This window comes from Desulfosoma sp. (assembly GCF_052743555.1).
Genome location: NZ_JBRAHS010000024.1, coordinates 11,653 through 38,548, shown reverse-complemented (window position 1 = coordinate 38,548; position 26,896 = coordinate 11,653). Strand labels below are relative to the sequence as shown.

Annotated in this window: 28 protein-coding genes, 2 tRNA genes, 1 pseudogene and 1 riboswitch; of the genes and pseudogenes, 11 read left to right on the top strand and 20 right to left on the bottom strand. The window is 57.7% G+C overall.

Annotated features, from left to right (window positions below; all coding sequences use genetic code 11):
• From ACUVSA_RS13420 to rnc, 5 genes are all read right to left on the bottom strand, one after another.
• Window positions 1-274, bottom strand: a 274-nt coding sequence (locus ACUVSA_RS13420) for a PAS domain S-box protein (protein ID WP_445895203.1), incomplete at its 3' end; no start/stop codon positions are given.
• 34 nt (window positions 275-308) lie between these two features.
• The gene (locus ACUVSA_RS13415) at window positions 309-758 is read right to left on the bottom strand and encodes a hypothetical protein (RefSeq protein ID WP_445895202.1); all 450 of its coding nucleotides are present in this window, start codon (window positions 756-758) and stop codon (window positions 309-311) included.
• Window positions 759-809: 51 nt separating this feature from the next.
• Window positions 810-1,109 (bottom strand): hypothetical protein, encoded by a 300-nt coding sequence (locus ACUVSA_RS13410; protein ID WP_445895201.1) that lies wholly within the window; start codon window positions 1,107-1,109, stop codon window positions 810-812.
• Between the two features lie 8 nt (window positions 1,110-1,117).
• Window positions 1,118-1,966, bottom strand: a complete 849-nt coding sequence (locus tag ACUVSA_RS13405) for a hypothetical protein (RefSeq protein ID WP_445895200.1) — start codon at window positions 1,964-1,966, stop codon at window positions 1,118-1,120.
• Window positions 1,963-2,688 carry a ribonuclease III gene (gene rnc, locus ACUVSA_RS13400; RefSeq protein WP_445895199.1) on the bottom strand — a complete coding sequence of 242 codons (726 nt, stop codon included), beginning with the start codon at window positions 2,686-2,688 and terminating at the stop codon, window positions 1,963-1,965. Before rnc ends, ACUVSA_RS13405 begins: the two co-directional genes overlap by 4 nt.
• 109 nt (window positions 2,689-2,797) lie before the next feature.
• Between rnc and ACUVSA_RS13395 the strand changes: the two genes are divergently transcribed.
• The 5 genes from ACUVSA_RS13395 to ACUVSA_RS13375 all read left to right on the top strand — a co-directional run bounded on the left by ACUVSA_RS13395 (window position 2,798) and on the right by ACUVSA_RS13375 (window position 7,205).
• On the top strand, window positions 2,798-3,349 hold the full coding sequence (locus tag ACUVSA_RS13395; protein ID WP_445891494.1) for a D-glycero-alpha-D-manno-heptose-1,7-bisphosphate 7-phosphatase: 552 nt from the start codon (window positions 2,798-2,800) through the stop codon (window positions 3,347-3,349).
• Between the two features lie 213 nt (window positions 3,350-3,562).
• Window positions 3,563-5,173, top strand: a complete 1,611-nt coding sequence (gene pckA / locus ACUVSA_RS13390) for a phosphoenolpyruvate carboxykinase (ATP) (RefSeq protein ID WP_445895198.1) — start codon at window positions 3,563-3,565, stop codon at window positions 5,171-5,173.
• A 12-nt stretch (window positions 5,174-5,185) separates the two neighbouring features.
• Window positions 5,186-5,860, top strand: coding sequence for a DUF1614 domain-containing protein (locus tag ACUVSA_RS13385; RefSeq protein WP_445895197.1), 675 nt, complete (start codon window positions 5,186-5,188; stop codon window positions 5,858-5,860).
• A gap of 15 nt (window positions 5,861-5,875) precedes the next feature.
• Window positions 5,876-7,051: a DUF362 domain-containing protein gene (locus tag ACUVSA_RS13380; protein WP_445895196.1), complete on the top strand. Its 1,176-nt coding sequence runs from the start codon at window positions 5,876-5,878 to the stop codon at window positions 7,049-7,051.
• Between the two features lie 55 nt (window positions 7,052-7,106).
• Window positions 7,107-7,205 (top strand) — tRNA-Sec (locus tag ACUVSA_RS13375).
• 4 nt (window positions 7,206-7,209) lie between these two features.
• Here ACUVSA_RS13375 and ACUVSA_RS13370 read toward each other — a convergent pair.
• The 10 genes from ACUVSA_RS13370 to ACUVSA_RS13325 form a co-directional block, all read right to left on the bottom strand.
• Window positions 7,210-8,124: a 2-dehydropantoate 2-reductase gene (locus ACUVSA_RS13370; protein WP_445895195.1), complete on the bottom strand. Its 915-nt coding sequence runs from the start codon at window positions 8,122-8,124 to the stop codon at window positions 7,210-7,212.
• A 535-nt stretch (window positions 8,125-8,659) separates the two neighbouring features.
• Window positions 8,660-9,964, bottom strand: coding sequence for a phenylacetate--CoA ligase family protein (locus tag ACUVSA_RS13365; RefSeq protein ID WP_445895194.1), 1,305 nt, complete (start codon window positions 9,962-9,964; stop codon window positions 8,660-8,662).
• A complete protein-coding gene (locus tag ACUVSA_RS13360) occupies window positions 9,964-10,707 on the bottom strand; it encodes an ABC transporter ATP-binding protein (protein ID WP_445891488.1) in 744 nt (247 codons plus the stop codon). Before ACUVSA_RS13360 ends, ACUVSA_RS13365 begins: the two co-directional genes overlap by 1 nt.
• A 24-nt stretch (window positions 10,708-10,731) precedes the next feature.
• Window positions 10,732-11,505, bottom strand: coding sequence for an ABC transporter ATP-binding protein (locus ACUVSA_RS13355; RefSeq protein WP_445891487.1), 774 nt, complete (start codon window positions 11,503-11,505; stop codon window positions 10,732-10,734).
• Complete coding sequence (locus ACUVSA_RS13350; protein WP_445895193.1) at window positions 11,502-12,491, bottom strand: branched-chain amino acid ABC transporter permease; 990 nt, start codon at window positions 12,489-12,491, stop codon at window positions 11,502-11,504. The genes ACUVSA_RS13355 and ACUVSA_RS13350 overlap by 4 nt, the downstream gene beginning before the upstream one ends.
• Window positions 12,492-12,516: 25 nt before the next feature.
• Window positions 12,517-13,395, bottom strand: a complete 879-nt coding sequence (locus ACUVSA_RS13345; protein WP_445895192.1) for a branched-chain amino acid ABC transporter permease — start codon at window positions 13,393-13,395, stop codon at window positions 12,517-12,519.
• A gap of 20 nt (window positions 13,396-13,415) precedes the next feature.
• Window positions 13,416-14,576, bottom strand: a complete 1,161-nt coding sequence (locus tag ACUVSA_RS13340; RefSeq protein WP_445891484.1) for an ABC transporter substrate-binding protein — start codon at window positions 14,574-14,576, stop codon at window positions 13,416-13,418.
• Between the two features lie 98 nt (window positions 14,577-14,674).
• Window positions 14,675-15,106 (bottom strand): ACT domain-containing protein, encoded by a 432-nt coding sequence (locus ACUVSA_RS13335; protein ID WP_445891483.1) that lies wholly within the window; start codon window positions 15,104-15,106, stop codon window positions 14,675-14,677.
• 26 nt (window positions 15,107-15,132) lie between these two features.
• Window positions 15,133-16,434, bottom strand: coding sequence for a phenylacetate--CoA ligase family protein (locus ACUVSA_RS13330; RefSeq protein WP_445891482.1), 1,302 nt, complete (start codon window positions 16,432-16,434; stop codon window positions 15,133-15,135).
• A 408-nt stretch (window positions 16,435-16,842) separates the two neighbouring features.
• Window positions 16,843-17,529: a hypothetical protein gene (locus tag ACUVSA_RS13325; RefSeq protein WP_445891481.1), complete on the bottom strand. Its 687-nt coding sequence runs from the start codon at window positions 17,527-17,529 to the stop codon at window positions 16,843-16,845.
• A 630-nt stretch (window positions 17,530-18,159) separates the two neighbouring features.
• Here ACUVSA_RS13325 and pyrR point away from each other — a divergent pair.
• Window positions 18,160-18,726 (top strand): annotated as a pseudogene (gene pyrR, locus ACUVSA_RS13320) (bifunctional pyr operon transcriptional regulator/uracil phosphoribosyltransferase PyrR); the annotation flags it as partial.
• Between the two features lie 313 nt (window positions 18,727-19,039).
• On the opposite strand, the gene ACUVSA_RS13315 reads toward pyrR, so the two are convergent.
• Entirely contained in the window at window positions 19,040-20,035 is a 996-nt protein-coding gene (locus ACUVSA_RS13315; protein ID WP_445895191.1) for a threonine ammonia-lyase, read from the bottom strand.
• 160 nt (window positions 20,036-20,195) lie between these two features.
• Between ACUVSA_RS13315 and ACUVSA_RS13310 the strand changes: the two genes are divergently transcribed.
• Window positions 20,196-20,272 (top strand) — tRNA-Gly (locus tag ACUVSA_RS13310).
• Window positions 20,273-20,460: 188 nt separating this feature from the next.
• Here the strand turns inward: ACUVSA_RS13310 and ACUVSA_RS13305 are convergent.
• Window positions 20,461-21,327, bottom strand: a complete 867-nt coding sequence (locus tag ACUVSA_RS13305) for an HDOD domain-containing protein (RefSeq protein WP_445895190.1) — start codon at window positions 21,325-21,327, stop codon at window positions 20,461-20,463.
• A 255-nt stretch (window positions 21,328-21,582) separates the two neighbouring features.
• Here ACUVSA_RS13305 and ACUVSA_RS13300 point away from each other — a divergent pair, with 255 nt between their 5' ends.
• Window positions 21,583-22,650: a lysylphosphatidylglycerol synthase transmembrane domain-containing protein gene (locus ACUVSA_RS13300; RefSeq protein WP_445895189.1), complete on the top strand. Its 1,068-nt coding sequence runs from the start codon at window positions 21,583-21,585 to the stop codon at window positions 22,648-22,650.
• Window positions 22,634-23,188 (top strand): hypothetical protein, encoded by a 555-nt coding sequence (locus ACUVSA_RS13295; protein ID WP_445891477.1) that lies wholly within the window; start codon window positions 22,634-22,636, stop codon window positions 23,186-23,188. The genes ACUVSA_RS13300 and ACUVSA_RS13295 overlap by 17 nt, the downstream gene beginning before the upstream one ends.
• On the opposite strand, the gene ACUVSA_RS13290 is transcribed toward ACUVSA_RS13295, so the two are convergent.
• On the bottom strand, window positions 23,149-23,643 hold the full coding sequence (locus ACUVSA_RS13290) for a hypothetical protein (protein WP_445891476.1): 495 nt from the start codon (window positions 23,641-23,643) through the stop codon (window positions 23,149-23,151). The two genes, ACUVSA_RS13295 and ACUVSA_RS13290, sit on opposite strands and share 40 nt — an antisense overlap.
• Before the next feature lie 138 nt (window positions 23,644-23,781).
• Between ACUVSA_RS13290 and ACUVSA_RS13285 the strand changes: the two genes are divergently transcribed.
• Together ACUVSA_RS13285 and ACUVSA_RS13280 are read left to right on the top strand one after the other, a co-directional pair.
• Complete coding sequence (locus tag ACUVSA_RS13285) at window positions 23,782-23,982, top strand: hypothetical protein (RefSeq protein ID WP_445895188.1); 201 nt, start codon at window positions 23,782-23,784, stop codon at window positions 23,980-23,982.
• Window positions 23,942-24,568, top strand: a complete 627-nt coding sequence (locus ACUVSA_RS13280; protein ID WP_445895187.1) for an epoxyqueuosine reductase — start codon at window positions 23,942-23,944, stop codon at window positions 24,566-24,568. The genes ACUVSA_RS13285 and ACUVSA_RS13280 overlap by 41 nt, the downstream gene beginning before the upstream one ends.
• On the opposite strand, the gene ACUVSA_RS13275 is transcribed toward ACUVSA_RS13280, so the two are convergent.
• Both ACUVSA_RS13275 and ACUVSA_RS13270 read right to left on the bottom strand, forming a co-directional pair.
• On the bottom strand, window positions 24,529-25,410 hold the full coding sequence (locus tag ACUVSA_RS13275; RefSeq protein WP_445895186.1) for a sirohydrochlorin cobaltochelatase: 882 nt from the start codon (window positions 25,408-25,410) through the stop codon (window positions 24,529-24,531). The two genes, ACUVSA_RS13280 and ACUVSA_RS13275, sit on opposite strands and share 40 nt — an antisense overlap.
• Window positions 25,411-25,694: 284 nt before the next feature.
• The gene (locus ACUVSA_RS13270; protein ID WP_445891473.1) at window positions 25,695-25,943 is read right to left on the bottom strand and encodes a hypothetical protein; all 249 of its coding nucleotides are present in this window, start codon (window positions 25,941-25,943) and stop codon (window positions 25,695-25,697) included.
• Between the two features lie 207 nt (window positions 25,944-26,150).
• Window positions 26,151-26,335, bottom strand: a riboswitch (cobalamin riboswitch).
• Between the last annotated feature and the right edge of the window lie 561 nt (window positions 26,336-26,896).

The window sequence follows — 26,896 nt, the reverse complement described above, 5'->3', positions numbered from 1 at the left end:
CGTCGGCACATCGGTCCTGAAATTCAAAATGGGCCCGCCGCCCTTCTTGGACTTGCGCCATTCGTTCTTTGATGACTTCCGTAGGGAGGGTATTGATCTGCTGAATGAACATGTGGGTCAGTTCTTCATGAGACCAACCGTAAAACGACACGGCTGCTCGATTGGCGTCCACAATGCGGCCATCCTGGGGATCGATGAGCAGTTTGACGGCCTTGTGGTCCCGAATAAGACTTCTGTATCGAGCTTCACTTTGACGGGGTCGCTCTTCCGCCAGGCCTCGTAGTTATTAACGATCATGGTTTTTTTGTTCATGCCGCATCGGCCCACAAAGGGGCCTTCTTGAAGTCATGGTGCCCTTGAGAGAGTGGAGCATCGCAAAATTTCTTGGGCACATTTTCGGACCAGTGCACGCGTTGAACGGTGGAGCCACTGCTTCCCAAAGTGGCGTAAAAGCCTTCCGAGCTTTCCGGTAGATCCGCTACAGCGCGAAGTGTCTGGGGCAGAATCTGGTCCACACCTTGGGTTTCGGAACGTTCCAAGAGATCCAACCGTATTTCCTGGATTTTCCGGGAAAGCCACTCCTGGCTCTGGTCCCGCAGGCACAAGATGTACGCGTCTACCCCCTCCGAAGCGCCTTTCGGCGTCGACATCCTCAGCCCCACCGGAACATTTCGACCCGATCGCGTTTGCACGAAAACGGTCTCATCGCCTTTGGTGCGCCGTCTTCGCCGTGCCAACCCCCAAAGGCCTTCGTCCACACGGTTTTTCCTCTCATCGCGCACGGTCAAAATCTGCGCCAAAGGTTTGCCCTAGACCTCCTGGGCCGGCCATTCCGTCCGCTTTTCCGCTTCGAGATTCCACACATCCACACGGCCTTGAGCATCTGTGGCGATGACCGCCTCGCTCAGAGCCTGCAAGACATCCGACTGCCGTGCCAAAGATCGACGCAGTTCGGACTCGGCATGATAGAGCCTTTCAGAGTGAGCCTTGCGCGCACTTTGGTGCGCCAAAAAGACTAAGGCAGCCAAAAGGGCTCCAAAACCGAGGATGTGGCCTATGATGGAAAAAGACAAAATGCGACTTTTGGCTTCTGCTTCTTGACGGTCCATCGTGGCAATCAGAAACCAGAGGGCCCTTTGACGGCCGTGATGGCCGCCGTCACCGGCACGCCGCGGTAATCCGCCCCATGAACCACGCCGGATTGTCCGCGAGCGGCCATGACTGCCGGAAGATCTTGCCGGGACAAAGGGAAGCGAGGACGCAGCGCCGCATCGGGCTTGTGGCGCAGTGCATTCAAAACCACAACCTCATCTTCCTCACGCTGCACCAGCAACACTTCCCCCGTCGCACTGGGCACCGGCCACGCTTGGATCATGGGGTCGATGAATCGAGAGGCCCTGGTCACTAGCAAAGCCCCTCCCAAAGGCTGCGTGGAGGAACCGCCGCCGACGATAGGCACGGCGACATCCAAGCAGCCCGACTCTGTACGCGGATCAATATGCATGTCGGTCATCACCTGCAGGCCCGTCCGAAGTGCCTCCCTGAGACCCTCCAAACCTTCTGGCGGCACCCCGCGCCGGCCGCTCAACGAAAACCGAACCCGCCCTTCTCGGTCCAGAGGGACCACATCGTCCACATCGTGGCTGACGGCGACGTACCGCAGCAGATCCTGCAAAGGTTTCGGAAGCGCCATTTCGTCGCCGACCAGATGGTGGGCCAACGGTTCCAAAAAGGCCGAAGAGTTTTGGAGCGCCAGAGCGTCGTCTTTTTGGTCCTGAACCCAGGCGGCCAATTCCGCAGCCTTGGAAGCGGCGATGGTGCGAAGAAAATGTGCCGTTTCTTTGGCATGAATTTCATGATGCGCGCGAAAAAACATTAGTCCACCCGCGGCAAAGGCTATGGCGGCGCTACAGCACAACGCGATCCATCGCAGGGACATTGCAGCGGGTTTTTGTTCGCCGTTCATATGAGTTCTCCTCCAGCCTCAAGCCAAGCCAAGGCCTTTTGCGCCGCGTCCTGTTCCGCCGCCTTTTTGCTCTTGCCCACGCCGCGAGCCAGCAGGCGCCCTTCGAGACTCACAGTGACGTAAAAAACCTTGTCGTGATCCGGCCCTTCTTCGCGTTCTACCACGTATTGCGGCACCATGCGTTTTTTCGCCTGCGTGGCTTCTTGAAGCTGCGTCTTGAAATCCTTGTCCAGGCGGCGCAAGGGATCCTCTTCAGTGACCATTTGCTCCAGCTTTTCATCGAAAAGGCGGCGCACCACATGAAAAGCGGCGTCTAGTCCTCCGTCCAGATACACCGCTCCAAGCAGGGCTTCCACGGCATCCGCCAGAATGGACGGCTTATCCCGCCCTCCGGACATCTCCTCACCCTTTCCCAGCCGCATCAGGTCTCCCAATCCCAAGTCGGCGGCGATGGCTGCCAGACGCCCTTCGTTGACCAGGGATGCCCGCATGCGAGACAAGCTTCCTTCATCGGCTTGGGGGAATTTTATGAGAAGCATGTGGGAAATGACAAGACTCAGAACCGAATCCCCGAGAAACTCCAACCGTTCGTTGTCGTCAAGGCCCGTTTCAGTTCTTTCATGGGCGTAGGACCGATGCACTAGGGCCTGGTGTATCAGGTCGATACTCTGAAAGCGGTACCCCAAAAGATCTTGAAGACGGTGCAGGGGCCTTGTGCTCACAAAATTTTCCTGTTAGGAGCGGAAGGATGGTTTGCGTGAATGCCATGACGAGGTATTCTTTTCCGCCATGCCGCCCTCTGTCAAGGCACGAAAGCACAGGGAGGTCACATTGATCAGTTGGGTCTCTTCCTACACGCCTTTGTCGCCCCGCTTTGTGTTTCTGGACCGTGACGGCATTTTGAACCGGGATCGTCCCGATTACGTCAAAAGCCGCCATGAGTTTATCTTCTATGCCGATGCCTTGGAAGCCCTTCGACGGCTGCGAAGGCGAGGTGTGCACGTGGTGATCATCAGCAACCAATCCGCGCTTCACCGCGGTCTGATGGACTGGAATGCCTTTTTCGAACTGCACCATTATATGATTTGCGAAGTGCGCAGCGCCGGAGGGTGGATTCATGCGGCCTTTTATTGTCCTCATCGACCCGACGAAAACTGTTCATGCCGAAAGCCCCAACCCGGCATGCTTCTGGCGGCGGCCTCCTTGTTTTCGATTTGTCTCGCAGCAACGGCCTTTATCGGGGATAAGCTCAGCGATGTGGCCGCCGCTGAAAGGGCGGGATGCTTTCCCGTCCTTGTGCGCCGCTCATCCGAGCCCGTGGACATGCCTGGCCACGTTCCTGTGTACAATTCTCTGCTCGATGCTGTAAAAGGATGGCTGTAATTTTTTCGGAAAGCGAGCAGCGCGAGTGAAAATACCTTCAGTAGGAGCGGCGCCAGCCGCGACACCTTATCGCGCCTTGCGACGCTCCTACGAAATGAAACGCAAACGGTCCTCAAAGGCCACCCTGAATAGAATGAAACGTAAACGGCGTATCCCGTTCCCACAAAACGAAAGGTTCGGCAGACTCCCACGGAGCGGCCACTCAGGAGCGCAATGATGGAGACATGTGAAAGATCCCCCTTGGAAGGTCGTAAGGTCCCGGTGGATGCGCAAGGCATCGTCAATTACACGCAAGTCTTTTACAACGCCCCGGCACCCGTGCTCTACGAACAGGCCATCAAACGCCACGAAGGGCTCTTGGCTCGCAACGGTCCCTTGGTAGTGCGCACGGGAGCCTACACCGGGCGTGCACCCCACGACAAATTTCTTGTTCGGGAACCCTCCTGCGAGGACAAGATCTGGTGGGGACCCGTCAATCGAGCTTTTGAGCCCACGGATTTCGACAAGCTGGAAGCACGGCTCTTGGCGTACCTGCAGGGTCGGGAAATCTACGTGCAGGATTGTTACGTGGGCGCCGACCCACAGTATCGCGTGGCGGTGCGTATCATCACGGAGATGGCCTGGCAGAGCCTGTTTGCCCGCAACATGTTTATTCGCCTTCATGATCGCCAGGAACTGGCCGATTTTCAACCGGAATACACCCTCATCGCCGCCCCTCACTTTCGTGCATCCCCCGAATGGGACCACACGCGGTCCGGCGCCTTTATCATCGAACATTTCGGCAAAAAACGTATCCTCATCGGTGGAACGGGCTACGGAGGCGAAATCAAAAAGTCCGTCTTCACCATGATGAACTTTATTTTGCCGCAGAAGGGCGTGTTTCCCATGCATTGCTCGGCCAATGTGGGTCCGGACGGGCATTCGGCTATCTTTTTCGGTCTTTCCGGTACCGGAAAAACCAGTCTTTCGGCGGATCCGAACCGAACCCTGGTGGGCGATGACGAACACGGCTGGAGCGACAACGGCATCTTCAATTTTGAAGGCGGGTGCTATGCCAAGGTCATTCGATTGTCCTCGGAAGCCGAACCGCAGATCTATCGATGCACGCAGCGCTTTGGCACGGTTTTGGAGAATGTGGCCATCGACCCTCAGACGCGGGAAATCGACCTAGACGACGATACCTTGACGGAAAACACCCGCGCCGCCTATCCCCTGTCTTTCATTGAAAACGCCTCGCCCAGCGGCATGGCGCCCCATCCCAAGGACATCGTCATGCTCACCTGCGACGCCTTTGGTGTGCTGCCGCCCATTGCACGATTGCGTCCTCATGAAGCCATGTACCATTTTCTTTCCGGTTACACGGCCAAGGTGGCCGGCACGGAAGCCGGCATCACGGAACCTCAGGCCACTTTCAGCACCTGCTTCGGCGCTCCTTTCATGGCGCTGCCTCCCCACGTCTACGCCGAACTCCTGCGGCGTCGCATGGAAGCCCACGGGGCTCGCTGCTGGCTTATCAATACGGGCTGGATTCAAGGACCTCATGGTGTCGGCCGACGCATTCCCATCGCCTATACCCGTGCCATGGTGCAGGCGGCCTTGAACGGTGCTCTGGACACCGTAGCCTTTCACAAGGAAACCTACTTCGGGCTGCTGGTGCCCGAAGAATGCCCCGGTGTTCCCAAGGAACTGCTGACCCCCGTCGCCACCTGGCATGACCCCAAAGCTTACGCCGATCAAGTGGAACACCTGAAAGGGCTTTTTCGAAAAAACTTCGAACAATACGCCGACCAGGTGGAACCTGCCGTCCTGTCCGTGTTGGAATAAAAGGGATCCTCTATGTTTTTTCCGCCGTTTCTCCTGATCTTCTTTTTTCTGTTCCTCTTCTTGCTGTTTCTGGTCTTCGGGCTTGTCAAGTTCGGGCTCTTTGCCATGGCTTTCGCCAGGCTGGGCATCCCTCCCGAACAGCTTTTTTCCCTGCTTTTCTTGTGCATTATCGGCAGTATGATCAATATTCCCGTTAAGCGGCTTCGACTGGACGACGAGCCTGCGCCCATCGATCTGGTGGCCTTTTTCGGACTGCGCTACCGCCCGCCTCGGTGGCGGCAACCTCGAGAAATGGTTCTGGCGGTCAACCTGGGCGGTGCTGTCATTCCCACCTTGCTTTCCCTCTATCTCTTGATCCACGCGCAGCATCCCCTGCGAATGCTCTTGGGTACCGGCGTCGTCACTTACGTAATCCATCGCATCGCCCGACCCGTTCCCGGGTTGGGCATCGCTACACCCATGTTCATTCCACCTTTGATAGCCGCTCTAGCCGCCCTCGTTTTCAATCCCTCGTGGGCGCCTCCCACGGCCTATGTCGCTGGAACATTGGGAACCCTTATTGGTGCCGATCTGCTGAACCTTCATCGCCTTCGCGAACTGCGGGCACCGGTGGCTTCCATCGGAGGGGCCGGCACATTTGATGGTATTTTCCTGACGGGTATTCTCGCGGTTCTCCTGTCTTGGTAACCGAAGGAGATAGATATGTCCCCAAGCGCCGTTTATCACATTGATCTTCGGGCCGATGATGCCTGCAATCTTTTGGACAAAATCTCGTGGCTTCTCAAAGAGGCCGGCATGGCCCGGCGCATTCCGAAAAGGGCCTTGACCGCCGTTAAGATGCATTTTGGAGAGCGAGGCAACACAGCCTTTGTGCGGCCTCTTTTAGTCAGGCCGATCATCGACGCCATTGCAGCGGCCGATGGGCGACCGTTTCTCACCGATGCGGGAACCCTTTACGTGGGCACGCGAGGCAATGCCGTGGATCATCTGCTCACAGCCATGCGCAACGGATTCGTTGTGGAAGTGGTGGGCGCTCCAGTGGTCATCGCCGACGGCCTGGACGGCCGGGATGAGGTGGCGGTCCCGGTTTGCCTGCCACGGTGTCAGGACGTCTATATTGCGTCCGCCCTGGCTCGCGCCGACGCTCTGGTCTCCGTGGCTCACTTCAAACTGCACGAATTGGCCGGATTCGGCGGCGCCATCAAGAACGTGGGGATGGGCGGCGCCTCACGGCGCGGCAAGATGGCGCAACACAGTGTCATGGAGCCCAAGATTCGGCCGAAAAAATGTATCGCCTGTGGATCCTGCATCAAGGTGTGCGCGCACGAGGCCGTCACTTTGGTGCAACGCCCGGAAGGTATGGCCCGCCCCAAGGAAACCATCAAGAAAGTGGCTCGCATCGATGCTTCTCAATGCGTGGGGTGCGGCTCCTGCATTCATGCATGTCCCGAAGAAGCGATCGATATTCAGTGGGATAAAGATATCACCGGATTCATGGAGCGCATGGTGGAATACACCGTAGGAGCCCTTCACGGAAAGGAAGACAAGAGCTTCTTCATCAATTTTCTCACCCAGATCTCTCCCGCCTGTGACTGCCATGCATCGGCGGATGCGCCCATTGTGGCGGATATCGGCATCCTGGCCTCGGTCGATCCCGTGGCCATTGACCAGGCGTCGGTGGATCTCGTGAATGCACAACCCGTCTTAGCCAACAGCCATCTCGGGACCATGAACCCGCCGCCTGAGGACAAGATTCGTGGCGTCTACCCTCATATTCCTTGGGAACATCAATTGGAATACGCCGAATCCCTTGGGCTGGGCTCTCGGCAATATCAGCTCATCACCGTCACCCCTCCCAAAAAGCGCAAAACCCACTGAAAGGCTCCAGGCCAAGGGCTTGCCAAAAGGGTTTGACTGCAGTAAAAAAGGCGGCGGAAGTGCCAAGCTCACTGGTGGGGCTCCCGGACTTCAAATCCGGTGTGGGGCGCTGAGGGGCGTCCCAGGTGGGTTCGATTCCCATGCACTTCCGCCATCTTTTATGATTTTTGGCTGAGGCCGCACATCAAGGCGTAAAGCGTTTCCATGCGGGGAACATGCACGCCGAGGCGCCTGGCGATGCGCACGGCGTTGCCCAATATGGCTTCCACTTCCATGGGCCGTCCCGCCTCGTAATCCAAAAGCATGCTTGTCTTGTACGGGGTCATTTTGCGGGTATCGGTGATCATGCGCTCCACCACATCGTCGGGAAGCGCGTGTCCCGCCGCCGACGCCACGGCACACACCTCTTCCATGACCGCCCGCACGAGCCGAGCGGTTTCATCATGACCCAGCATTTCTGAGGTGTTGGCACCGCCACACAGAACAGACATGGGATTGAACGGCGCATTCCACACCAGTTTGTGCCACCGAGCCGTCACCACATTGGGCGTCACCTCACAGGGTACACCAGCCCGGCGAAACATTTCGGCCAGCTTTTCCGCCCTGCTGGAGGTTCCTTCAGGATAACGGCCCAGAACCAGGCGGCCGTAGTCCTGATGCAGCACACAGCCGGGGGCCGTGCGATGCACACAGATGAAGGCTAACCCGCTGAGAATTTCATTGTCGGGAAAGGCCTCAGCCACGGGCCGCTCCACATCCACTCCGTTTTGAATAAGAAGCAACGCTGTTTTCGGCCCCACGGCTGCTCGAAGCAGTTCCGCCGGCCGAATGTGCTTGAGAACCTTTAAACCCACCAGAATCACGTCGGGATACCGGCCAAGATCCTCGGCCTTATGCAGGACGCGATCCGGCCGAAAATGAAAATCGCCCGCCGCACTTTCAATGCGGATTCCTTCCCGAACCACCACTGAGTAATCGGATCGGGCCACCACGGACACGCGCGCACCCGCTTGAGCTAAACGGCCCCCGTAGTAGCCGCCGATGGCTCCAGCCCCCACGACCAATACGTCCATTCACTCCACCTCCTCTGCCTTTGACCCTTCAAGAGCCTGTCTGAGGATGGCTCTTCGGGGCCGTTTTTGTCGCACTCTGTAGGAGCGCCGCAAGGCGCGATCAAGCGTCGAGGTTTGCCCCGCTCCTACTGCAGATATTCTCGGACGGCCTTTTTCAGGAGCTAGTCCGAGAACACCTTCAACACGAGCCGCGCACGCTCCCTGCCTTATCGCGGCTTGCGCCGCTTCTACAGCAGGGGTTGTCGAACGGCCTTAGAGGAGGCCGTCCGAGAACTCATCTCTTACGGTCCGCGGCCTGCTCATTTCAATGCGTAGCAAGGCTGCATTTGACCACATTCGGCATTCTCGGACACGCTTCGAGGGGAGCGGCGCACGTCACGACATTTCATCAGGTCTTTGCGCCGCTCTGAAGCAACGAACCGGGCAGCCCCTGCGTCCGGCAGAAGCCGGCCGCTTCATGAGACAGACGGCGATCTCGTGATCCCTGGGGCAGGAACCGCGGAGCCGCCCATTGGTGCGACGAAAAAACCGGCCTTCACAACCTTGCGGGCGATTTTCGATCCAAGGCCGTCGCTGGCGCACTGACGCTTGGGCCTTCCAAGAGGCGCACTTCCACGGGAACACCGAATTCCTGCCGCAATTCAAAGGCGGTTTTCCGCACCAGGTGTTCCAGTTCCTTAATTTCATCGCTGAAAAGAGCTTCTTCCATGCCCAGACGCACTTCCAGGGCTTTGTACCCGCCTTGCTGCACAAGGTGCACGGAAAGCCGCTGGGGCGCAAAGCCCACGGTCTGAGCGACGCGAACCGCCACCTGGTCTTTTTGAATCTTGACACCCTGAATGACCATGAGGTCGTCCACACGCTGCGGCAACCATTCCACGCGAAGCAAGGTTCGTCCACACGGGCAGGGTCGACCCACCACGCGCACCAAATCCCCTGTACGAAAGCGAATCAAGGGGAAGGCTTGAATGGTCAGGCTGGTCAGAACCAATTCGCCGCTCTCCCCTTCGGCCACCGGTTCCTGCGTTTCAGGGTTCAGCACTTCCACCGCGAAATGGTCCTCAGCCACATGCAGCCCCTCATGAGCCCCGCACTCGTAGGCCACCGCCGGGCCGGGCACTTCGCTCAGTCCGTAATGCTGCCACGTGGTCACATGAAGATATTCTTCGATGGCCCGGCGCACAGCAGGCTCGGCAGGTTCACCCACGAGGATCAAGGTCTTGAGGGACAGTTCGTTGGGATTGATGTCCGCGGCAAACAGGAGTTCCTGCAACTGGATCGCCGAGCTGGGGGTTGTGACCAGCACCGAAGTCTTATAGTCTCGAAGCACCAGAATTTGCTTGCTGATGTGCAAAGCATTCAAGGGGATCACCCCCGCCTGCAGCGCCTCGGCCCCGTCCTTGTAATCCCGGCCCCAGTTGGCCAAACCTGGATGCAAAACAATCTGCAAGATATCGTCGGCGCTCACCCCCGCCGCCCGCAGGGCTCGGGCCACCATATCCTTCCACACTCTGAGGTCCCTTGCGGTGTAACCGCTCACCGTCAGTCCACCGGCGGCTCCCGGAGCCGTATGAATGCGTACGATGTCCCGCAAGGGCACGGCAAACAACCCGTAGGGGTAATGTTCAATGAAATGCCGGCGTTCGGTAAAAGGCAGGCGCCTGAGGTCCTCAAGGCTCGTGATGTCCTGAGGGGACAGGCCCAGAGCTTGAAAACGGTTGCGATAAAACGGCACGCTTCGATAAGCTCGATTGCAGGAGACCTGAAGCTGCTCCAACTGCTGCTGCCGTCGTTCTTCAGGACTCCAACCTTCCCCGTTGCCGTTCCTTAAACCGCCCATCAGGCCCTCCCCTCCGCAAACTCCCGATAATCCTTGCCCAAGTACGCCCTTTTGACTTCCTGATCTTCCAGCAGGTCTTGAGCCCGCCCTTGCAGGACCATGCGGCCCGTTTCCAAAACGTAGCCGCGGGACGCTACGGCCAAGGCGGCTCGAGCGTTTTGTTCTACAAGAAGAAAAGTGATGCCTTCGGCGTTGAGCTGCACAATGATTTCAAAAATCTTTTCCACCAGAAGCGGCGCCAGGCCTGTGGAAGGCTCATCTAGCAGCATAAGCTTCGGGCGGCTCATGAGGGCTCGAGCCATGGCCAGCATCTGTTGTTCCCCTCCGGAAAGGGAACCGGCCGGCTGTTTTTTCCGTTCGGCCAGAATGGGAAACAGGTAAAAGACGCGCTCCAGATCTCGGCGCACACCTTCCTTGTCCCCACGGCGCAGCCGCAGATAGGCTCCCAATATCAGATTGTCCATGACGCTCATGGGTGGAAACAGCCATCGCCCTTCGGGGACGAGCCCGATCCCCGCGGCGACGATCTCAGGCGGCTTTCTGCCGGCAATGGAGCTGTTTTCCATGAGAATTTCCCCCTGCCAGGGAACAATCAGCCCGGCCACGGCCTTGAGCAAAGAGCTCTTACCCGCCCCGTTGGCGCCCACCAAGGCCACGATTTCCCCTTGCCTCACGGAAAGACTCACTCCATGCAAAGCTTCAATACGGCCGTATCCAGCTCGAAGGTTACGAACCACCAACATTGGTCCAAACCGCCTTTGCCCCTCTCAGCGTCTCTTCCCCAAATAGGCTTCCATCACGGCCTCACTGGCCTGAATTTCTCGAGGGCCTCCTTCCGCCAGCTTGCGACCGCGATCCAGCACCACGATGCGATCGGAAATGTCCATGGTGAGGTTCATGTCGTGTTCCACCAGCAGCACGGTGACGCCCAAAGCGCAAATTTTTTGCACGAGATGGGACAATCGCTCCGTTTCCACGGCGTTGAGCCCTGCGGCGGGCTCATCCAACAGCAGGAGCTTCGGATCGCTAGCTAAAGCGCGCGCAATTTCCACCAGGCGCTGCCAACCAAAGGGCAGGTCCACGGCCCTTCGCTGCGCAGCATCCGCCAGCCCGACCATGTCCAAAAGTTCCATGGCCCGTTGTCGCGCCCATCGCTCTTCCCGGCGCACCCACGGCCATCGGGCCATGGCTCCCAGCAAGCCGCAGCGGGTTTGACTGTGGCAGCCCACGAGCACATTTTCCAGCACGGTCATGCTGCCGAAAAGTTCCACATTCTGAAAGGTTCGCCCAATACCGCGCCGCACCAATTCATACATGGGCCGGCCGTGAATGGCCATGCCGTCCAGTGACACGGATCCTTTGTCGGGAGCCAAAGCGCCGGAGATGACATTGAAAAGGGTGGTCTTTCCGGCCCCGTTGGGTCCGATCAGGGCGTGAATGTGACGGCGTGCCACCGAAAAGGACACATCATACAAAGCCTGAACCCCGCCAAAGGCTTTGCAAACCCCCTCGATTTTTAAAAAAGCCTGTGCTGTGCTCACTGCCCGTCCCCCACCCCCGTAACGACGCTTTCCCTTTGACGTGCGCGGAACCGAGCACGCTGCACAGCGTCCAGGACGCCTCGAGTGAGTCCCTGGGGAAGAAAAATCATGACCACCATGAGAATCAAACCATAGATCATCATTTCGTAGTCAGAAAACACGTGAAGCCATTCCGGAAGCAAAGTGATGACTGAAGCCCCGAGCAAAGAACCCCAGATGCTGGCCATGCCGCCGATGACCACCATGGTGACCATGCGAATGGACATCAGAAAGTCAAAGGAACTGGGGCTGATGAATCCCAAAAGATGGGCGTAAAGGTATCCGGCCAAAGCGGCCATCACGGCGCTGAAGGAAAACATCACCGCTTTCAGGTGCGCCGTATGAATGCCACAGGCGGCCGCCGCGCCCTGGCTGTCCCCCAGGGCTCGAAGCGCCCAACCCACCCGCGAATCCACCACACGGCCGCACAATATGAAGCAGAGCACCACCATGGCCCACACAGCGTAAAAACCGCTTCGGCCAAATTCCACCATGATGGATCCAACGACCAGAGGAGGAATGCCCACCAACCCCGAGGCCCCTCCGGTATAGGTGTCCCATTCTCGAAAGATGACGTGCGCAATGATGCCCAAGCCCAGGGTTCCCATGGCCAGGTAGTAACCGGAAAGACGAAGCACCGGCCGCCCGATGCCATAGCCCACAAGGCACGCCGCCGCCAACACCACAGGCAGCGCCGCCAAAGGGGACCACTGAAAGTGGGTGGTGAGAATGCCTGAGCCGTAGGCGCCCCAACCAAAAAAAGCGGCGTGCCCCAGAGAAATTTGGCCGGCATAGCCCATGAGCATGTTCAGACCCAGAGCCAACAGGGTGTGAATGCCGATGACGATGAGAAGTTGAAGGGTGTAGGGGTTGTGGACCCAAAAACCCACGGCCGCAACCCCCAAGGTCAGCGCGGCGGTCGACCACAGCCTTTTTCCGAAAACCACCAAGACTCCTTCGCTGCACCGAAACCTAAAATCGTTTCACCGCCGAAGCGCCCAAAAGCCCGGACGGACGCACCATCAAAATGATCAAGAGAACCAGAAAGGCAACGGCATCCTTGATCCCCGAAGAAAAATAGCCCACCCCAAAAGATTCCAACACACCCAGCACAATCCCTCCAAGAGCCGCCCCCCAATGGCTTCCCAGCCCTCCCAGCATCGCCGCGCAAAACCCCTTGAGGCCCAGCATGGTGCCCATATCGTAACTGCACATGGTAATGGGGGCGATGATCACACCACCCACAGCCCCTAACGCGGCACTCAGAGCAAAGGCCAACAGCACCATGCGTTCGCTGGGAATGCCCAAAATCCAGGCAGCGTGTCGATGAATGGCGCAGGCTTCCATGGCCTTCCCGGTCAGCGTGCGCTTGGCGAAAAGATGCAAGCCCGTCATCAAGGCCACCACGATGCCCACAATCCACAGGCTCTGCGGCATGAGCGCCGCTTCCAGAATGCGCACGGGCTCCACCGAGGACGTCATGGCCGGCACGCTGTGGGGATCCTTGCCCCACACGCGCATGGCCACACCCCTGAGAAAAATGCTCGCGCCCACGGTGATGATGATGAGGGTGATCGGTTCCGCTTTCTTGACCATTCGCAGGGCGATCCGTTCCAGAAGAAGGCCCAGCACAGCCACCAACGCCACGGCTGCGGCAAAGGCCGCCACCATAGGCCATCCCATTGCCACGCCCAGGGTATAAAAGCTCAGGCCACCCAGCATCACCCATTCGCCTTGAGCGAAGTTGATGAGCTCCGTGGCGTTGTAGAGCACATTGAACCCCAAAGCGATGAGCCCGTAGATGGCCCCGGTGGTCACGCCGGTGAGGAAAAACTGCAGAAACTCACTCATGTGAAGGGACGTGTCCTCTTTTAGTCCAAAAGCTTCCAGGTGCCGTTTCGAATTTCCACCATGACAAAAGCCTCAGGACCCAAGCCGTTATGGTCTTGAGGCGTCATGGTGAACACCCCGCTGATCCCCACATGGCCGGAAATCTTTTCCAAATTGTCGCGAATCTTGGCCTTGTCACCGCCCGTGCCTTGAAGGGCTTTGGCCAGCATCTGCATGGCGTCGTAGGCATAGCCTCCAAAACCGGACACACCGCCGCCATAGCGCTGCGTGTAGTCGGCAGCGTATTTGGCCAAGACAGCCTTTTGCGGATCGGAGTCCGGCAAGAGATCGGTGACGAGAATCTTGCCTGTGGGCAGGCGAATGCCTTCCGCCGCCTCGCCGGCCAGTTCGATAAACTTAGGTGAGGCCACGCCATGGCTTTGGTAAAGAGGGAAGGAGAGTCCAAGCTGACGCATGTTTTTCGCCACCACCGCGGGCCCCGGATTGGTGCCCCAACACACGACGGCATCCGGGTTTTCCCCTTTGATCTTGGTCAACTGCGCCGTCATGTCCGTATCGTTGGCGCCGTAAGCCTCTTCTTTGACGATTTTGATGCCGTATTCAGGAGCCTGCTTGACCAGCTGATCTCGACCACTCACCCCAAAGGCGTTGGTCACCGAGAGAATGCCGATGTTTTTGATGCCATGTTTTTGCATGTGCTTGTAAATGGCGGCCACGGCCAGAACATCGCTTTGGGCCGTCTTGAAAACGTAGGGCTTCACGGGCTCCACAATCTGAATGCCGGCGGCACAACTGATGAGCGGCACCTGAACCCGTTCCACAATGGGCATCACGGCCAGTGTGGTGGGCGTCAAGCTGGGGCCGATGATGGCCAATACATTGTCCTTGCTGATGAGCTTGTTGACGGCCAGAACCGCCTTGGTGGGATCCCCTTCCGTGTCGTAGATCACGGCTTCCACCGGTCGACCGTCAATGCCTCCTCGAGCATTGATTTCGTCGACAGCCATCTCCAGACTTTTCTTCTCGGGATCCCCGAGAAAAGAGGAAGAGCCCGTGATGGAAAAAATACCCCCAATCTTGTACGGCTCGGCGCCAAAAAGGGCCTTGGGCCCCACCACGCATCCCAGCACCACCGCTGCCGCCGCCATCCAAGAAACCCACGCTCTTGCCTTGCGTTCCATCGCTCCTCCTCCCCTAGTCTGACCCTGTCTTTGCCAAAGACGGCTCAAAATTCCGTCGCTTCAGCGCGGACGAACGTTTCGAGCCGTCATGCCACCCGTTACATGGTGTACACCTTGCTGCCGTTGATGACGGTGACGCCGTTTTCCATGAGCACGCGCACCGCTTCATCCAGATTGTCAAAGCGAAAAATGATCACCGCATTGTTTCCGCTCTGCTGCACAAAAGCGTACATGTATTCCACGTTGATGCCCGCCTTTCGCAAAATGTCCAAGATTTTGTACAAGCCGCCGGGACGGTCCTCCACTTCCACCGCCACGACGTCCGTCTTGCCCACGGTAAAGCCGTTGGCTTTAAGAGCTTCTTTGGCCTTGTCGTTATCGTTGACGATGAGGCGCAAGATGCCGAAATCGGAGGTGTCCGCCAACGACAGCGCTCGAATGTTTACGCCAGCTTCCGAAAGAATGCGCGTCACTTCCGCCAGGCGCCCCGCCTTGTTTTCCAAAAAGACCGAAATCTGTTCCACTCGCATGCTCGGCCTCCTTTCTTTGCGACCCACTAGAGTTTCCTGTTATCGATCACTCGAACGGCCTTGCCTTCGCTTCGAGCGATGGTCTTGGGTTCCACCAGTTTCACCTTGGCCGAAACGCCAAGATACTCCTTGATATTCTTGGTGATGATCTTTTCCAGGTCCTGCAGGGTCTTCACCTTGTCGGAAAAAGCCGACTCTCCCACCTCCACCAAAACCGTCAACCTGTCCAGATTGTCTTCTCGGTCCACGATGAGCTGATAATGGGGTTCGACGCCTTGAATTTCCATGAGCACGCTTTCGATCTGGGACGGAAACACGTTCACGCCGCGAATGATGAGCATATCGTCGCTTCGGCCGCTGACGCGGTTCATGCGCACGAAGGTGCGGCCGCACACGCAGGGTTCCGCGTTCAGGCTGGTGATGTCCCGCGTGCGGTAGCGAATGACAGGAAAGGCTTCCTTGGTGATGGAGGTGAACACAAGCTCACCCGCGGATCCCGGCGGCAAGACCTCGCCTGTGTTGGGATCAATGATTTCCGCAATGAAATGGTCTTCAAAGATGTGCAGGCCCGCTTTGGCTTCCAGACATTCCACCGCCACGCCGGGGCCGATGACTTCGCTGAGCCCGTAGATATCCAAAGCGCTCAAGTGCAGCTTTCTTTCGATTTCTTCACGCATCTTTTCCGACCAGGGTTCTGCGCCGAAAAGACCCGCCTTGAATTTCAAGTCTTTGAAGTCCACCCCCATTTCGTGAGCCACTTCGGCCAGGTGCAGCGCATAGGAGGGCGTGCAGGTGAGAATGGTGGCCCCGAAGTCTTTCATGATCATGATTTGGCGCTTGGTGTTTCCTCCGGAAATGGGAATCACCGAGGCACCCAGCTTTTCAGCGCCGTAATGCACTCCCAAACCGCCCGTGAACAGGCCGTAGCCGTAAGCGTTGTGGATGATGTCGCCGCGCGTGGCCCCGGCGGCGGAAAGGGCCCGTGCCATCAGGGTCGCCCAGGTTTCAATGTCCCGCGCCGTGTAGCCGACTACGGTGGGTTTTCCCGTGGTGCCGGAAGAGGCATGAATCCGCACCACGTTTTCCATGGGCACGGCAAAAAGACCATAGGGATAATTGTCCCGAAGATCCTGTTTGGTGGTGAAAGGCACGCGGCGAAGATCTTCAAGGCTTTTAAGATCCGACGGCTTAAACCCGACGTCATCAAAGCGTTTTCGGTAAAAAGGCACCGTGGCGTAAACCCGTTGCAGCGTGGCCTGCAGGCGCCGCAGCTGAATGGCTTCCAGAGCCTCTCGGGGTAATGTTTCGTAGTCCATATCGTAGATCATCGCATGTGTCCTCCTCTCCGTGTGAATGCCGTGGTTGTCTGTGTCAGGGGCTGCAAACAAAAAAGCCGTAGGTTTGAAGAACCCACGGCTTTATTCGACATCTTTCGCCATGGGTTCCGTTTTCGTCTACCCATGGCTGCTTTTCCCTCTTGGGCGGGGCTCCCCTCTCGGCTCTCTTCGCTTACCCCGCTCGGCCATGGGCAGACTTCCTAAAAAAGAAGCCCCCGTCACCGCCGATAAAGCCAAAGCGAAAGAACCGCTTCATGATCGCCCCTGTCCTTCGTGCTCTTCGCATCTCTTAGGCTCGCGCTGCACGCTCACTCCGGTCCCTTACCCAAGGGAACGTTTTGTGTCAAGGCAAAACCCAAGGACTCCTTCTGGGCATCCCTCTTTCGGGCCCATACCGTTTTAAAGGCGGCTTTTTTCCGCCCTCAAAAGAGCGTCTTCCGGGTAAAGGCCCTTGACCTGCAGAGCCGCTTCATAAAGTTTTTGAGCCCTTTCACGGTCTCCCTTGGCGGCGGTCATGCGCGCTTGATGCCAGAGAGCCTCCCGCTTGAGGCCGCCTTCCACGACCTCCGCCAGGGTCGCCCAGCCCGCAAGGGCCTCTTCCACACGACCCATGGATTCCAGGCACATCAGCCGTCCGTAGGTCATGATCACCTCCGCCGCAGCGTCCTTAGGAAAACCCTTGCTGGCTCGATCGTACCACTGCAGCGCCTCTTCATAGCGGCCGTTCTCAAAAAGCAGCCGCGTCATGGTCAAAGCCGCTCCGGCCGCAGCCGCCGTCCCGTCATGTTTTTCCGCTACGGATTGCAAACGGTTCAGGTGATCCTTCAAAGCCGCCTCATCTTTTGCATCCAACGCCTCGGTATCCCTCCACAAGGCTGCCAGTTCCCTTTGGGCGCGACGCTCCTTCACGTCCAAATACGCCCCCACAGCCCAGGACACCAGAAGCACCGCGACAAGTCCGCCCACCGCTCCCATGAGAAGGCTTGCGTGACGCCGCCCCCACTCCAGCATCTGCTGAGAAAAACTCAGAATCTCGTCGGCCTTTTCCGTATCCTTTTTGCGAACCTTGATCTTCTTGGCCCCCATGGAAAATCTCCTTTTCAACGAACCTTTTCATCGCGTGCCTACCATCGTGCGGCCCCAAGCGCTAAGCCTTCGCGCCCCCTTACCAGAGGTCTCCTTTTGTCGTCAAGAAGGGGCCCGAGAGCACGGCAGCCGCTCATGACACACCATTGTGCGGAACCACCCATCATGAAAATCATGAAAATTCTCACGGCCCCTGCTCGCGGGTGTTGCACGATCCCCGCAGGCGGGTTCAGGCAAAGCGCTCGCCCACAGCCTGAGGTTGTAGGAGCGCCGCAAGGCGCGATCAGGCATCGCGGCGCGCGCCGCTTCTACTCAAAGTTTCTCCCACAGGCTCGACAGGAGCGGAATTTCCCCACGGAAAAACCCCGTTTCCTAAATTGATGAGGGTGTTCTCGGACACGCTCCACAGAAGCTCTTCTGAAATTGCCATCCGAAGCGCCGTCCGTAAGGGCCCGGCGAGCCCGTCAGGGAGCACAACGAGGCCGAAGCACGCGCTTAGCAGACCATCTTTCAAATGATTGACAAAGGCGCCTAGGTTTCCTAGGCTAAAAGTGGTGGCTCAGGTGCGTTCCGTGCGTCACGGGTGCCGTCAGGGAGGCGCCTTTTTCTTTTTCCTACAAACACAACACGGCAGGGAACCTCATGTATGCGCAAGCCCACCATCACGTGGTCATGGAAAGCGATGCAATAAGCCGAGCTCTCGAAAGCATCGCCCGCGAAATTTATCAGGAAGCGGATGACCCATCCCATCTTGCCCTTGTGGGCATTCACACCGGGGGCGTGTTTTTGGCCCGACGCTTGGGCCATATTTTGGAAACTCGCTACGGCCTGCAGGTCCCCATAGGTACCCTGGACATTAATCTCTACCGCGACGATTGGTCGCGATTGCACACCCAGCCCAAGGTGCGCGCCACGATTTTGCCCTTTTCCCTGGAAGATAAAGACATCGTGCTGGTGGATGACGTCCTTTTTACGGGCCGAACCATTCGCGCCGCCTTGGATGCCCTGATGGATTACGGGCGTCCGAAGAGAGTGCGCGTGGCCGCTCTAGTGGATCGAGGACATCGGGAATTGCCCATCTGCGCCCATTTCGTGGGCTTGGAACTGAAGACTCGACCGGACGAACGAGTGAATGTCTTCTTGCAAGAAAAAGACGGTGCCGACAAGGTGGTGCTGGAATGCGGCTCAGCCGCGTAGAACAAGCCGTCCCAAAAGGAGCGCACGGCGCAGGCCGCAACATGCCTGAGCACGAAATCGCTGAGAATCGGCCGTTCACAGGGACTTGGGCCCTCCTAGAGAAATGGTCGCCGTTTTCCTGAAAGAGGTCCGCCTGTGCCACCGTGTCGCCGAGGACTTTTGTGGACGCGCTGCAAGAACTCATGATGTCTCGGAGCATGCGTAAACCCCACAAGGTCCCCCGTGGAGCAGCTTGAGAGTGCGGCGCGTTGCTCAAGGCGGCGCGGCGCCCCATGATGGTTTCGCGGATGGGCACTGCTAAAGCTTTTTCGGCTCACCCGGCGCCTTGTTGGGCCAAGATCTTTTCCAACCTTTCGTACGTTATGTTCCCCCCCGTCATGACCACCACCACCTTTTTTCCCGCAAGCCGGTCACGAATCTTATACGCCGCCGCCAAGGCCGCCGCCCCGGCCACTTCCGCAAGATTGTGCGTGTAGCGCAAGGCCATCCGTACCCCCTCCAACAACTCCTCTTCGGTCAGCAACACCACGTCGCTCACCACATCCTTCAAGAGGAGAAACGGGACTTCAAATACAGATCGGGCCGCCAGACCGTCGGCCACCGTATGCTTCATGGGCACGGTGACCTTTTCCTTGCGCTTCCATGACTCGTAAAAAGAAGGCACATTGTGCGCCTGAACTCCGATGAGTTCCACGCGCGGATTGATGCCGCGAATCACCGTGGCCAGCGCGGCACACCCTGTCCCTCCTCCAATGGGCATGAGGATCGTGTCCACCTCAGGCAGCTCTTCAAAGATCTCCAAACCCATGACCGCGGTGCCGGCGATCAAATGAGGATCGTTGCCTTGTCTCAGGTAGTAATATCCGGCATTTTCCGCCAATTCCTCGCAGTAATCCTGCGCCTCGTAAAAGTCCGCCCCCTTAATGATGAGCTGTGCACCGTAGGAAGCGATCTCGGCGTTCATTTCCGCATCGTTCCCTTCCGGAACCACCACGTTGCAAAAGATGCCCCTATCACGGGCCGCCCACGCCACCGCCATGCCGTGGTTACCCCGCGTGGCCACCACAATGCCCGATCGCGCCACCTGCGGCGTCGCATGGGCCATGAAGTTGACGGCGCCCCGCACCTTAAAGGAGTTGGTGGGCAAATGGTTTTCATGTTTCACGTAAATATCCGTTCCCCAATCCGCACACAATCGTTCGTAGCGGGCCAAAAGCGTTGGAGGCAGCACGCGCTGCACGACACGCCGAGCCTTGAAGACGGCCGACATGTTCACCTGCTCCATCATCTCTCGAAAATGCTTCTCCATTGGACTTCCTCTCGGCGTCATTCACAACAAAGGCGCACCCATGAAACGTTTATGGACAAACAATGTTTCATGGCGTCGAATGCCAGGTTCTTATGGAAAAAGCAAGGTAAAATTCCCGTTGAAAACCCACAGAGGCCTATGTTACAAGAAAACGTGCTTTGCGGGAGTAGCTCAGCTGGCTAGAGCATCAGCCTTCCAAGCTGAGGGTCGCGGGTTCGAAGCCCGTCTCCCGCTCCATACCGTCATCCATGGAAAGGCCCGGCAAGGGCCTTTCTTCTTTGGTGTGGTTGCCTCCACTTTCCGCACCTTGCCGTTTCCAGATAAGGCCCTTCAGAGGGGCGCGCCATAGGAATTCCTTGCGCAGACCGTCTCATGGCCTTGCCCCCGGCGGTGGCTCAAGGCGCCGCGGCTCTCTGGCAAGCTTGTCACGAAAAAGTCTGCAACGTCTCCTGGATTCTAGTGCGCCAACGTCCAAGGCATTGGGCCATTTGGGCGCGGTTCAAGCGCAGGGCTCTTTCCAAAGGGCCAAGGTCCAGCATGGGGCGGCGAATGGAGCCGTATTCCATCTTATGGCACAGAATATCCGCGATGCGGACCACAGCGGGCCAGACGGATCTTCCTTTGGCGTCTTTGGGGCGATGATGGTAGGCGCAGGCCACGACGGCTTCTTCACCACACTGCCACACATTAAGGCAGAGGGCGCCGATACGCCCGTGGTCGATGCCCAAGGATTCCTTTTCCATGGAAACGGAGGAGATAATGGCGTCCTCGTCCGGGCAGCGGTTGTATTGATCTTCCAGAATGGCGTGCATGGCTTCTGGGAATCTCAGGCACATCACCGTCTTGCCCACATCATGCAAGAGCCCGCACACATAGGCGGTTTCCACGTTCTTTGAGCCCATGAGGCGCATGAGGTCGCCGGCGATGACGGCGCAGGCCACGGCATGTTCCCACAGGAGTCTTTCCGCAAGGGACGAATGCCGAAGCATCCCCCTCAGGGCATAGCTGAGAACGGCCGATTCGATGATCTTTCGCCCGAGCAGCTGAACGGCTCGGGGAATACTCAGAGTCGTAGGAGCGGAAAAACCCGCTCGATACAGAGGGGAATTGGCGATGCGCAGCACCTGAGCGCACAAGCCCGGGTCTCCGGAGATGGTAAAGGAGATGTCTTCGAGGCTGGAGTCCGGATCCTTGAGTTGTTTCATGAGATGTGCGACGGTTTTGGGAAAGGTGGGAATCTCACCCACCAGGGCGAGCACCTCTTCTGTGGAATATTCGCTGCCCTTCGCCATGATTTTTGCCCGATATCTTGCGTGGCGTGACTTTTTTCGTGTTCCCGCCGTGAATGGTTATAAGTAACGTTGAAAGGCCCTTTTGTGCAAGCCACGTTGTTTCATTTTTTGTTCACGCTTTGGAATTTACCGCCCTCAGGGGCGTCAAGGGCCGTAGCTTGGCCGTGACACACCAAAAAGATCGACTTTTCTAAGCCCTTGCGATTTGGTATGAGGGACTGTGCTTCACAGTGTCATGACATTAAGGAGGCTGTAGTGAGTCCGCTGGTGGGTCGCCGCACGCGCTTTTGGATTGCCGCCCTTGCGGGTGGCGCCCTTCTTCTCTTTGTGCTCACGCGGGCGGATTTTGCCGTTCTCGCGCAAATGATTCATGAAGTGGAGCCCTTCTGGGCCCTGATGGCGGGTGGGGCCAGCACGGTGAGCTATGTGTTTATGGGCGCGGTGCTCTTTGAACTGCTCAAGACCTTGGAGCATGGCCGCCCCTTGGCTCTCGTGCTTTCCATCTCTCTGGTGTCCTCCTGTGTCAACTACCTCATGCCAGCGGGCGGACTCAGCGGTCTGGCTCTGAAAGTTTATCTTCTCAGTCATCAGCGTATTCCCCCAAGCCAAACCCTGAGTATTTCTATGGTCCATGGATTCCTGACCAACACCGTGGCCGTTCTCTTGATCTATCTCGGGTTTTTTTATCTCTATGGTCACGCACAAATCCACGCCAAGCAATTGGGCATCGCCGTCGTCGTGTTGGGCACCGCTCTGGTTTTTACGTGGGTGACCCTTCAGATACTCATCACCCCTTCCTTTCGTCGCCGAGCATGGAACATCAGTGTGTGGGCGGCTTATCGGCTGGCGGCGCTTTTGAGGAAGCCCCGGTGGATTTTTCTCCAGAAGGCGGAAGCGTTCTTTCAAAATTTTGATGAAAGCATGAGGCTCATAGTGCAGAACACCTCCCGGCTGATTCTCCCCTTGATCTACGCGGCTTTGGACTGGTTGTTCATGTTTCTGTGCCTCAAATATTCATTTCAGGCCATCCGGTGTCCCATAACCTTCAATGAGCTTGCCGTAGGTTTTTCTGTGGGTATTTTTGCCGGGTTGTTTTCGATCACGCCTGTTTCTTTGGGAGTGATGGAAGGGTCCATGGCCTGGGCCTTTCACCTTCTGGGGAAGGATTACAATCAAGCCCTTTTGGCGGTGCTTTTGTATCGATTGGCTTACTATTGGCTGCCTTTGGGTGTAAGTTTTCTTGTGAGCCGACGCGTTTTTTCCCATCTTTGGCTTGAGGAGCCGGCGCGTGCCAAGGAGTTTATCAGTGAACCCTCCTCATGAGCCTCCCGACGTGTGGGCGGATCACGATCAGGTGCTCGTATGGATTCACCAGGGGGATCAGGCCTGCGCATATCGTCACTTCATCAAGGCCATTCGGTACTATCAGTTGGCCTTGGACCTGGCGAGGCACCGCGGGTTTCGGGATCTTCAGGGACGGCTGTGCCGGGATTTGGGCTATCTTTATCTGCACCATCACGCCACGGACAAAGCTCGAAGCCTCCTTCATGAAGGGCTGGAAGTGTGCGCCGACGATTCGGTTCTGTGCTTTGGGCTCTTGAGCAACCTTGTCTCCGTGTCCATGTTGGAAAACGACTACCGGCAGGGCCTGGCACGGCTGAACCAAGCCTTGGATATCTTTGAGAAAGCCTATCCCGACATTAGCACCGCTCCTTTTGATGTGATGGCTTCCTACGCGGCCCTTTATCGGCTGCGGCGTAGTCTTCGGCGCATTGTGGCGCTGCTGGATGAAGGGGTCGACCCGAACAGAATTCGCGTCATCTATCGCTTGGCCCCGGCTCCCTGGGACCCCAAGGGATGATCCTTCCACGCGTCCAAAAGCATTTTTAACGGATAGGCCAGGACGGGTTGCCAGCGCACGCGAACGTCGAGAAAGGCTCCACGGTCGTGGATCTCTTGGAGTCCGATTTCCGGCTGCTTCTGCCATTGCAGCCAGGGAAGGTCGACAGATTCCAGAGCCATGGGGAACGCGTCCGCGGCCACAGGCGGCCGCAGACGGCCTGCGTGGTCAAATCGATATTGTTCCTCCACAGGTGGACCCCCATCCAGCGGCCGGTAACACAAGCGAAAGGAACTCCAGGGGAGCACAGGGCGCTCCAAAATGAGGCGATTGTCTGGCCAGGAGCGAAATTGCACGAAGGGCATGGGAATGAGCAGCAACAGCGTCAGGACCACGGTGACCAGAGTGTCCCAACGGCGCGCGCGGTGTTCTGCGCGGGATGCATTCCACGCGGGTGCGGAAAAATCGTCGCTCATGAAAAACACCGCTGAAGTCCGGAAATTTCTTGGCATGGGCCTTTGCCTCGCGCGGCATTCTAAAGACTTGATTCGAGCACCGCAATGAGTGAAAAAAGCCGGCGGTTCGTGCAATGCTTTTTCGATAAAAGAGGTTCTTTGACGCGGACAAGGCTTCAGCAGATCATTGAGGGGTCCATGCGCGCCTGGGCCGACCGTCACGGCGGGAAAGCCTATTGGCGGCTTCCCGCCTGTGTCGGCATTGCTCACGTGCAGGACCCTTTGTTTGGAAAACTAAGGAAAATCGCCGTTCCGGACCATGCTCTGCCCCATGATCTATTGTCTTGCGGGCGTCGGTGATCGTTTTTTTCTGCCTTTTCGAAAGGACCTCGCCAAGGAAAACCGACAGGTAACGCCTTACGCCGCTCGTTCCTGGGCCGAAGCCTATGTGGCCACCAACGCCCTGATCGCCGAAATCTGCGAAGCCCTTAAGCATCACCTAGCGCAGGAAGGCTATGAAAGCGTTGTCACACCGGCGACCCACAATTTCGATGAAAAACGCCTTCTCAGCCGATGGTCCCACAAGCATCTGGGCTACATTGCCGGATTGGGAACCTTCGGCATCCATCACCAGCTCATCACCCATCAGGGGGCCTGCGGCCGATTGGGCAGCCTGGTGACGGCCAAACCCATGGAACCGACGCCACGCCCCACCGTGGAATACTGCCTGGTCAAATCGGGCCATGCGTGCACGGCATGTGTGCATCGCTGCACCTTTGGAGCGCTCACCTTCAACGGGCTGGACCGGCACCGTTGCTACGCCCAGCTATTGGAAAACGACCGCCGTTTTAAGGATCTTCCCCTGGTGGATGTCTGCGGCAAATGTGTGGCGGATGTGCCATGCAGTTACGGCATTCCCAAATCCTCCATGGCCGATTGCAGGTGACGGATCCAGATGTCGACCACAGCCGCAATTTCTCCCATGCCGCGAAAGACTGGAACCGCCTGGATGCCCTTGGCTTCTAGCTGAGACTTCCAGCTGTCGGCATCCTTTCCGGCCATGTCGTTGCGGGCGTGGTCGCCGGCCACGACCATGAAGGGAACAAGGTAGACTTTGCGCACGCGGCGGCTTTCCAGAGCGGCAAGCACCTCGTCAAAGGACGGAGAGCCTTCAACGGTGGCCAGAAACATGTTGCTGTCTTGTTTTCGAAAATAGGCATCCATGGCCACGTAAGCCACATCGGCGGGATGGTGCTCACTGCCGTGGCCCATATACACAACCGCTTCATCGGGCTTTCGCTCCGAGGGCACACTTTCCGCCATGGCGCGAGCCACTTGGGTCATGTCTTCGGCGGACGAAAGCAAAGGTCGGGCAAAGGTAACCTTTTTGAAGCCGCCCACCATTTGCGCGAACAAGCGGGCGTTCATGTAAAGATCGTGAAATTCGGCTCCTGGGATGACGTGCAGTGACATAACGGCCACGTGTGTGAAGCCGTCCTCCATGAGCTTGGCCAGGGCCGTTTCCGGAGCATCCAAGGACCGGCCTTGCGCACGAAGTTTCTTGCGAATGATGCTGGAAGTATAGGCCCAACGCCTCTCCACTTTGGGAAACGCCGCGGTGATGCGTTGGTCGATGACATCGTAGGCTTTTTGAGCTTCCGGCACACTCGTTCCAAAGGCAACCACCAAAATGGCCGGTTTTGCCACTTCGGAGGATCCATGCTCTGCCATAGCTGTTTCAACTCCCATGTTTCCCAAAATAATGGCCACCACTGCCAGAAATCTCACAAGACACCTCATGACGTTTCCGGATTTCACCACCATGAATCCCACCTCCCTCTGCTCGAAAAAAGTCGATGTCTTTTCACTAGAGCCTCGCAACACATGGGTCCAGGCGCGGCCTCCCCTTTGCTTCAATCAAGGAGACCCTCACGTACAACCCCCTTTTAACCGTCACAAGAACCTCTTGCGGCCTTTCTGGCGCGTGCACTCCCTCCAAACGCCGCATAATACAACGCCGCAATTATGGGCCGTGCGCCGCGCCACAGGCTTTGCCCTCTCACCCAGGCAGTTTACCCGCAAAGACGCAGGGGTGCCCCGATGATGGACATGCCGCGTTCACTGTCCACTTGAGCTCGAACGCAAACAATCTCCTGCATGCCTCGGGTGATCATACGCCACCAGTTTTCAGCAATCTCGAATTCCGAGCGGGCCACTCCGATGGCTTGGGCGCCAAACCGATCCATGCACGCATAGGAACCCCAACTATCCTCGTGGAGCTCTCCCCCTCCGGTCACATAAACAATTAGGCCTCTTTTCATCTCGATCCTCCGGTCTTCAGGGCGCCCGAGGTCATGAACATGACCCCGGGCGGTCAAAGGGTGAATGGAACGATGAGGAGGGTGGTGCCGGGAAAAGGGTGGGCCGCCCTTTTCCCAAAAAAAAATCCTCAGAGCTGACCGCTCTAAGGATTGCACCCAGTTTCGCTTGGTCCTCACGCGGGAAACACTGCAGCATCCGCCCGTGCCGCGCTTCCCCACGATCAGGCAGGTCTTCTGGCTCACGGATCACCCGAGCGCCTACACCTTCCCGACGCCTTGGCAGCGTCAGTGGCCTTGTCGCAGGCGCCGTCCCCGTTCACAGCGGCGGGACCGCTCCCGACTTCCACGGGATTCCCTTTTAAGCAGCAAGCACCTGATCGCTCTTGTTAATTGCCGCTTTCTGCTACCGCTGTCACCTCGACTTTGTCAAGGGAATTTTTCTCGGCCTGAGCAGGCCCATGAACGACGCAGCCCCCTGAAGGCCGTTCGAAGATGGTGTTTAAGGGCTCTTGTGTCCGCGTCAAGGACTTTCTTTCCCATGTTTTCGATGAGACGGTCTCTCCAGCATCCGCGAGCACCCAGGCTGGCGGTAGGCAGCCCTTGCGGGGCCAAAACGGGGCAAGCTCCCGGCGTCAGTGGAAGGCGGTCCTGCACGTCGGAAAAATCTGCAGAGCGCGTCCTCGCAGTTCAATCGTCGCAGAAAAATCATTGCACGACTTCGGCGATGGCGTGTGCGTCACCAATATTCGCCCCACCTGCAAGAATTCGCGGAAAGCATTTTCGGCCGAGATCCTCAGCCTTTTCAAAGACGGGCTCGTCGCTACTCCGAAAGATGCTGAGCCCGCGACATGACGACGACGCACATCACCCTTCCGAGGCTCTGCCCACGGTCATTTCGACGGCATCCTCCGTTTCCCGAACCTGCAGGACGGTTCCTCCGTTGTGGGCCACCA

Excerpts from the sequence above, each read along its gene's own strand:
- ACUVSA_RS13410 (WP_445895201.1), bottom strand. The coding sequence starts at position 1,109 with ATGGACCGTCAAGAAGCAGAAGCCAAAAGTCGCATTTTGTCTTTTTCC.
- ACUVSA_RS13405 (WP_445895200.1), bottom strand. The coding sequence starts at position 1,966 with ATGAACGGCGAACAAAAACCCGCTGCAATGTCCCTGCGATGGATCGCG.
- pckA (WP_445895198.1), top strand. The coding sequence starts at position 3,563 with ATGATGGAGACATGTGAAAGATCCCCCTTGGAAGGTCGTAAGGTCCCG.
- ACUVSA_RS13385 (WP_445895197.1), top strand. The coding sequence starts at position 5,186 with ATGTTTTTTCCGCCGTTTCTCCTGATCTTCTTTTTTCTGTTCCTCTTC.
- ACUVSA_RS13380 (WP_445895196.1), top strand. The coding sequence starts at position 5,876 with ATGTCCCCAAGCGCCGTTTATCACATTGATCTTCGGGCCGATGATGCC.
- ACUVSA_RS13370 (WP_445895195.1), bottom strand. The coding sequence starts at position 8,124 with ATGGACGTATTGGTCGTGGGGGCTGGAGCCATCGGCGGCTACTACGGG.
- ACUVSA_RS13365 (WP_445895194.1), bottom strand. The coding sequence starts at position 9,964 with ATGGGCGGTTTAAGGAACGGCAACGGGGAAGGTTGGAGTCCTGAAGAA.
- ACUVSA_RS13360 (WP_445891488.1), bottom strand. The coding sequence starts at position 10,707 with ATGTTGGTGGTTCGTAACCTTCGAGCTGGATACGGCCGTATTGAAGCT.
- ACUVSA_RS13345 (WP_445895192.1), bottom strand. The coding sequence starts at position 13,395 with ATGAGTGAGTTTCTGCAGTTTTTCCTCACCGGCGTGACCACCGGGGCC.
- ACUVSA_RS13340 (WP_445891484.1), bottom strand. The coding sequence starts at position 14,576 with ATGGAACGCAAGGCAAGAGCGTGGGTTTCTTGGATGGCGGCGGCAGCG.
- ACUVSA_RS13335 (WP_445891483.1), bottom strand. The coding sequence starts at position 15,106 with ATGCGAGTGGAACAGATTTCGGTCTTTTTGGAAAACAAGGCGGGGCGC.
- ACUVSA_RS13330 (WP_445891482.1), bottom strand. The coding sequence starts at position 16,434 with ATGATCTACGATATGGACTACGAAACATTACCCCGAGAGGCTCTGGAA.
- ACUVSA_RS13325 (WP_445891481.1), bottom strand. The coding sequence starts at position 17,529 with ATGGGGGCCAAGAAGATCAAGGTTCGCAAAAAGGATACGGAAAAGGCC.
- ACUVSA_RS13315 (WP_445895191.1), bottom strand. The coding sequence starts at position 20,035 with ATGGAGAAGCATTTTCGAGAGATGATGGAGCAGGTGAACATGTCGGCC.
- ACUVSA_RS13305 (WP_445895190.1), bottom strand. The coding sequence starts at position 21,327 with ATGGCGAAGGGCAGCGAATATTCCACAGAAGAGGTGCTCGCCCTGGTG.
- ACUVSA_RS13290 (WP_445891476.1), bottom strand. The coding sequence starts at position 23,643 with ATGAGCGACGATTTTTCCGCACCCGCGTGGAATGCATCCCGCGCAGAA.
- ACUVSA_RS13280 (WP_445895187.1), top strand. The coding sequence starts at position 23,942 with ATGCTCTGCCCCATGATCTATTGTCTTGCGGGCGTCGGTGATCGTTTT.
- ACUVSA_RS13270 (WP_445891473.1), bottom strand. The coding sequence starts at position 25,943 with ATGAAAAGAGGCCTAATTGTTTATGTGACCGGAGGGGGAGAGCTCCAC.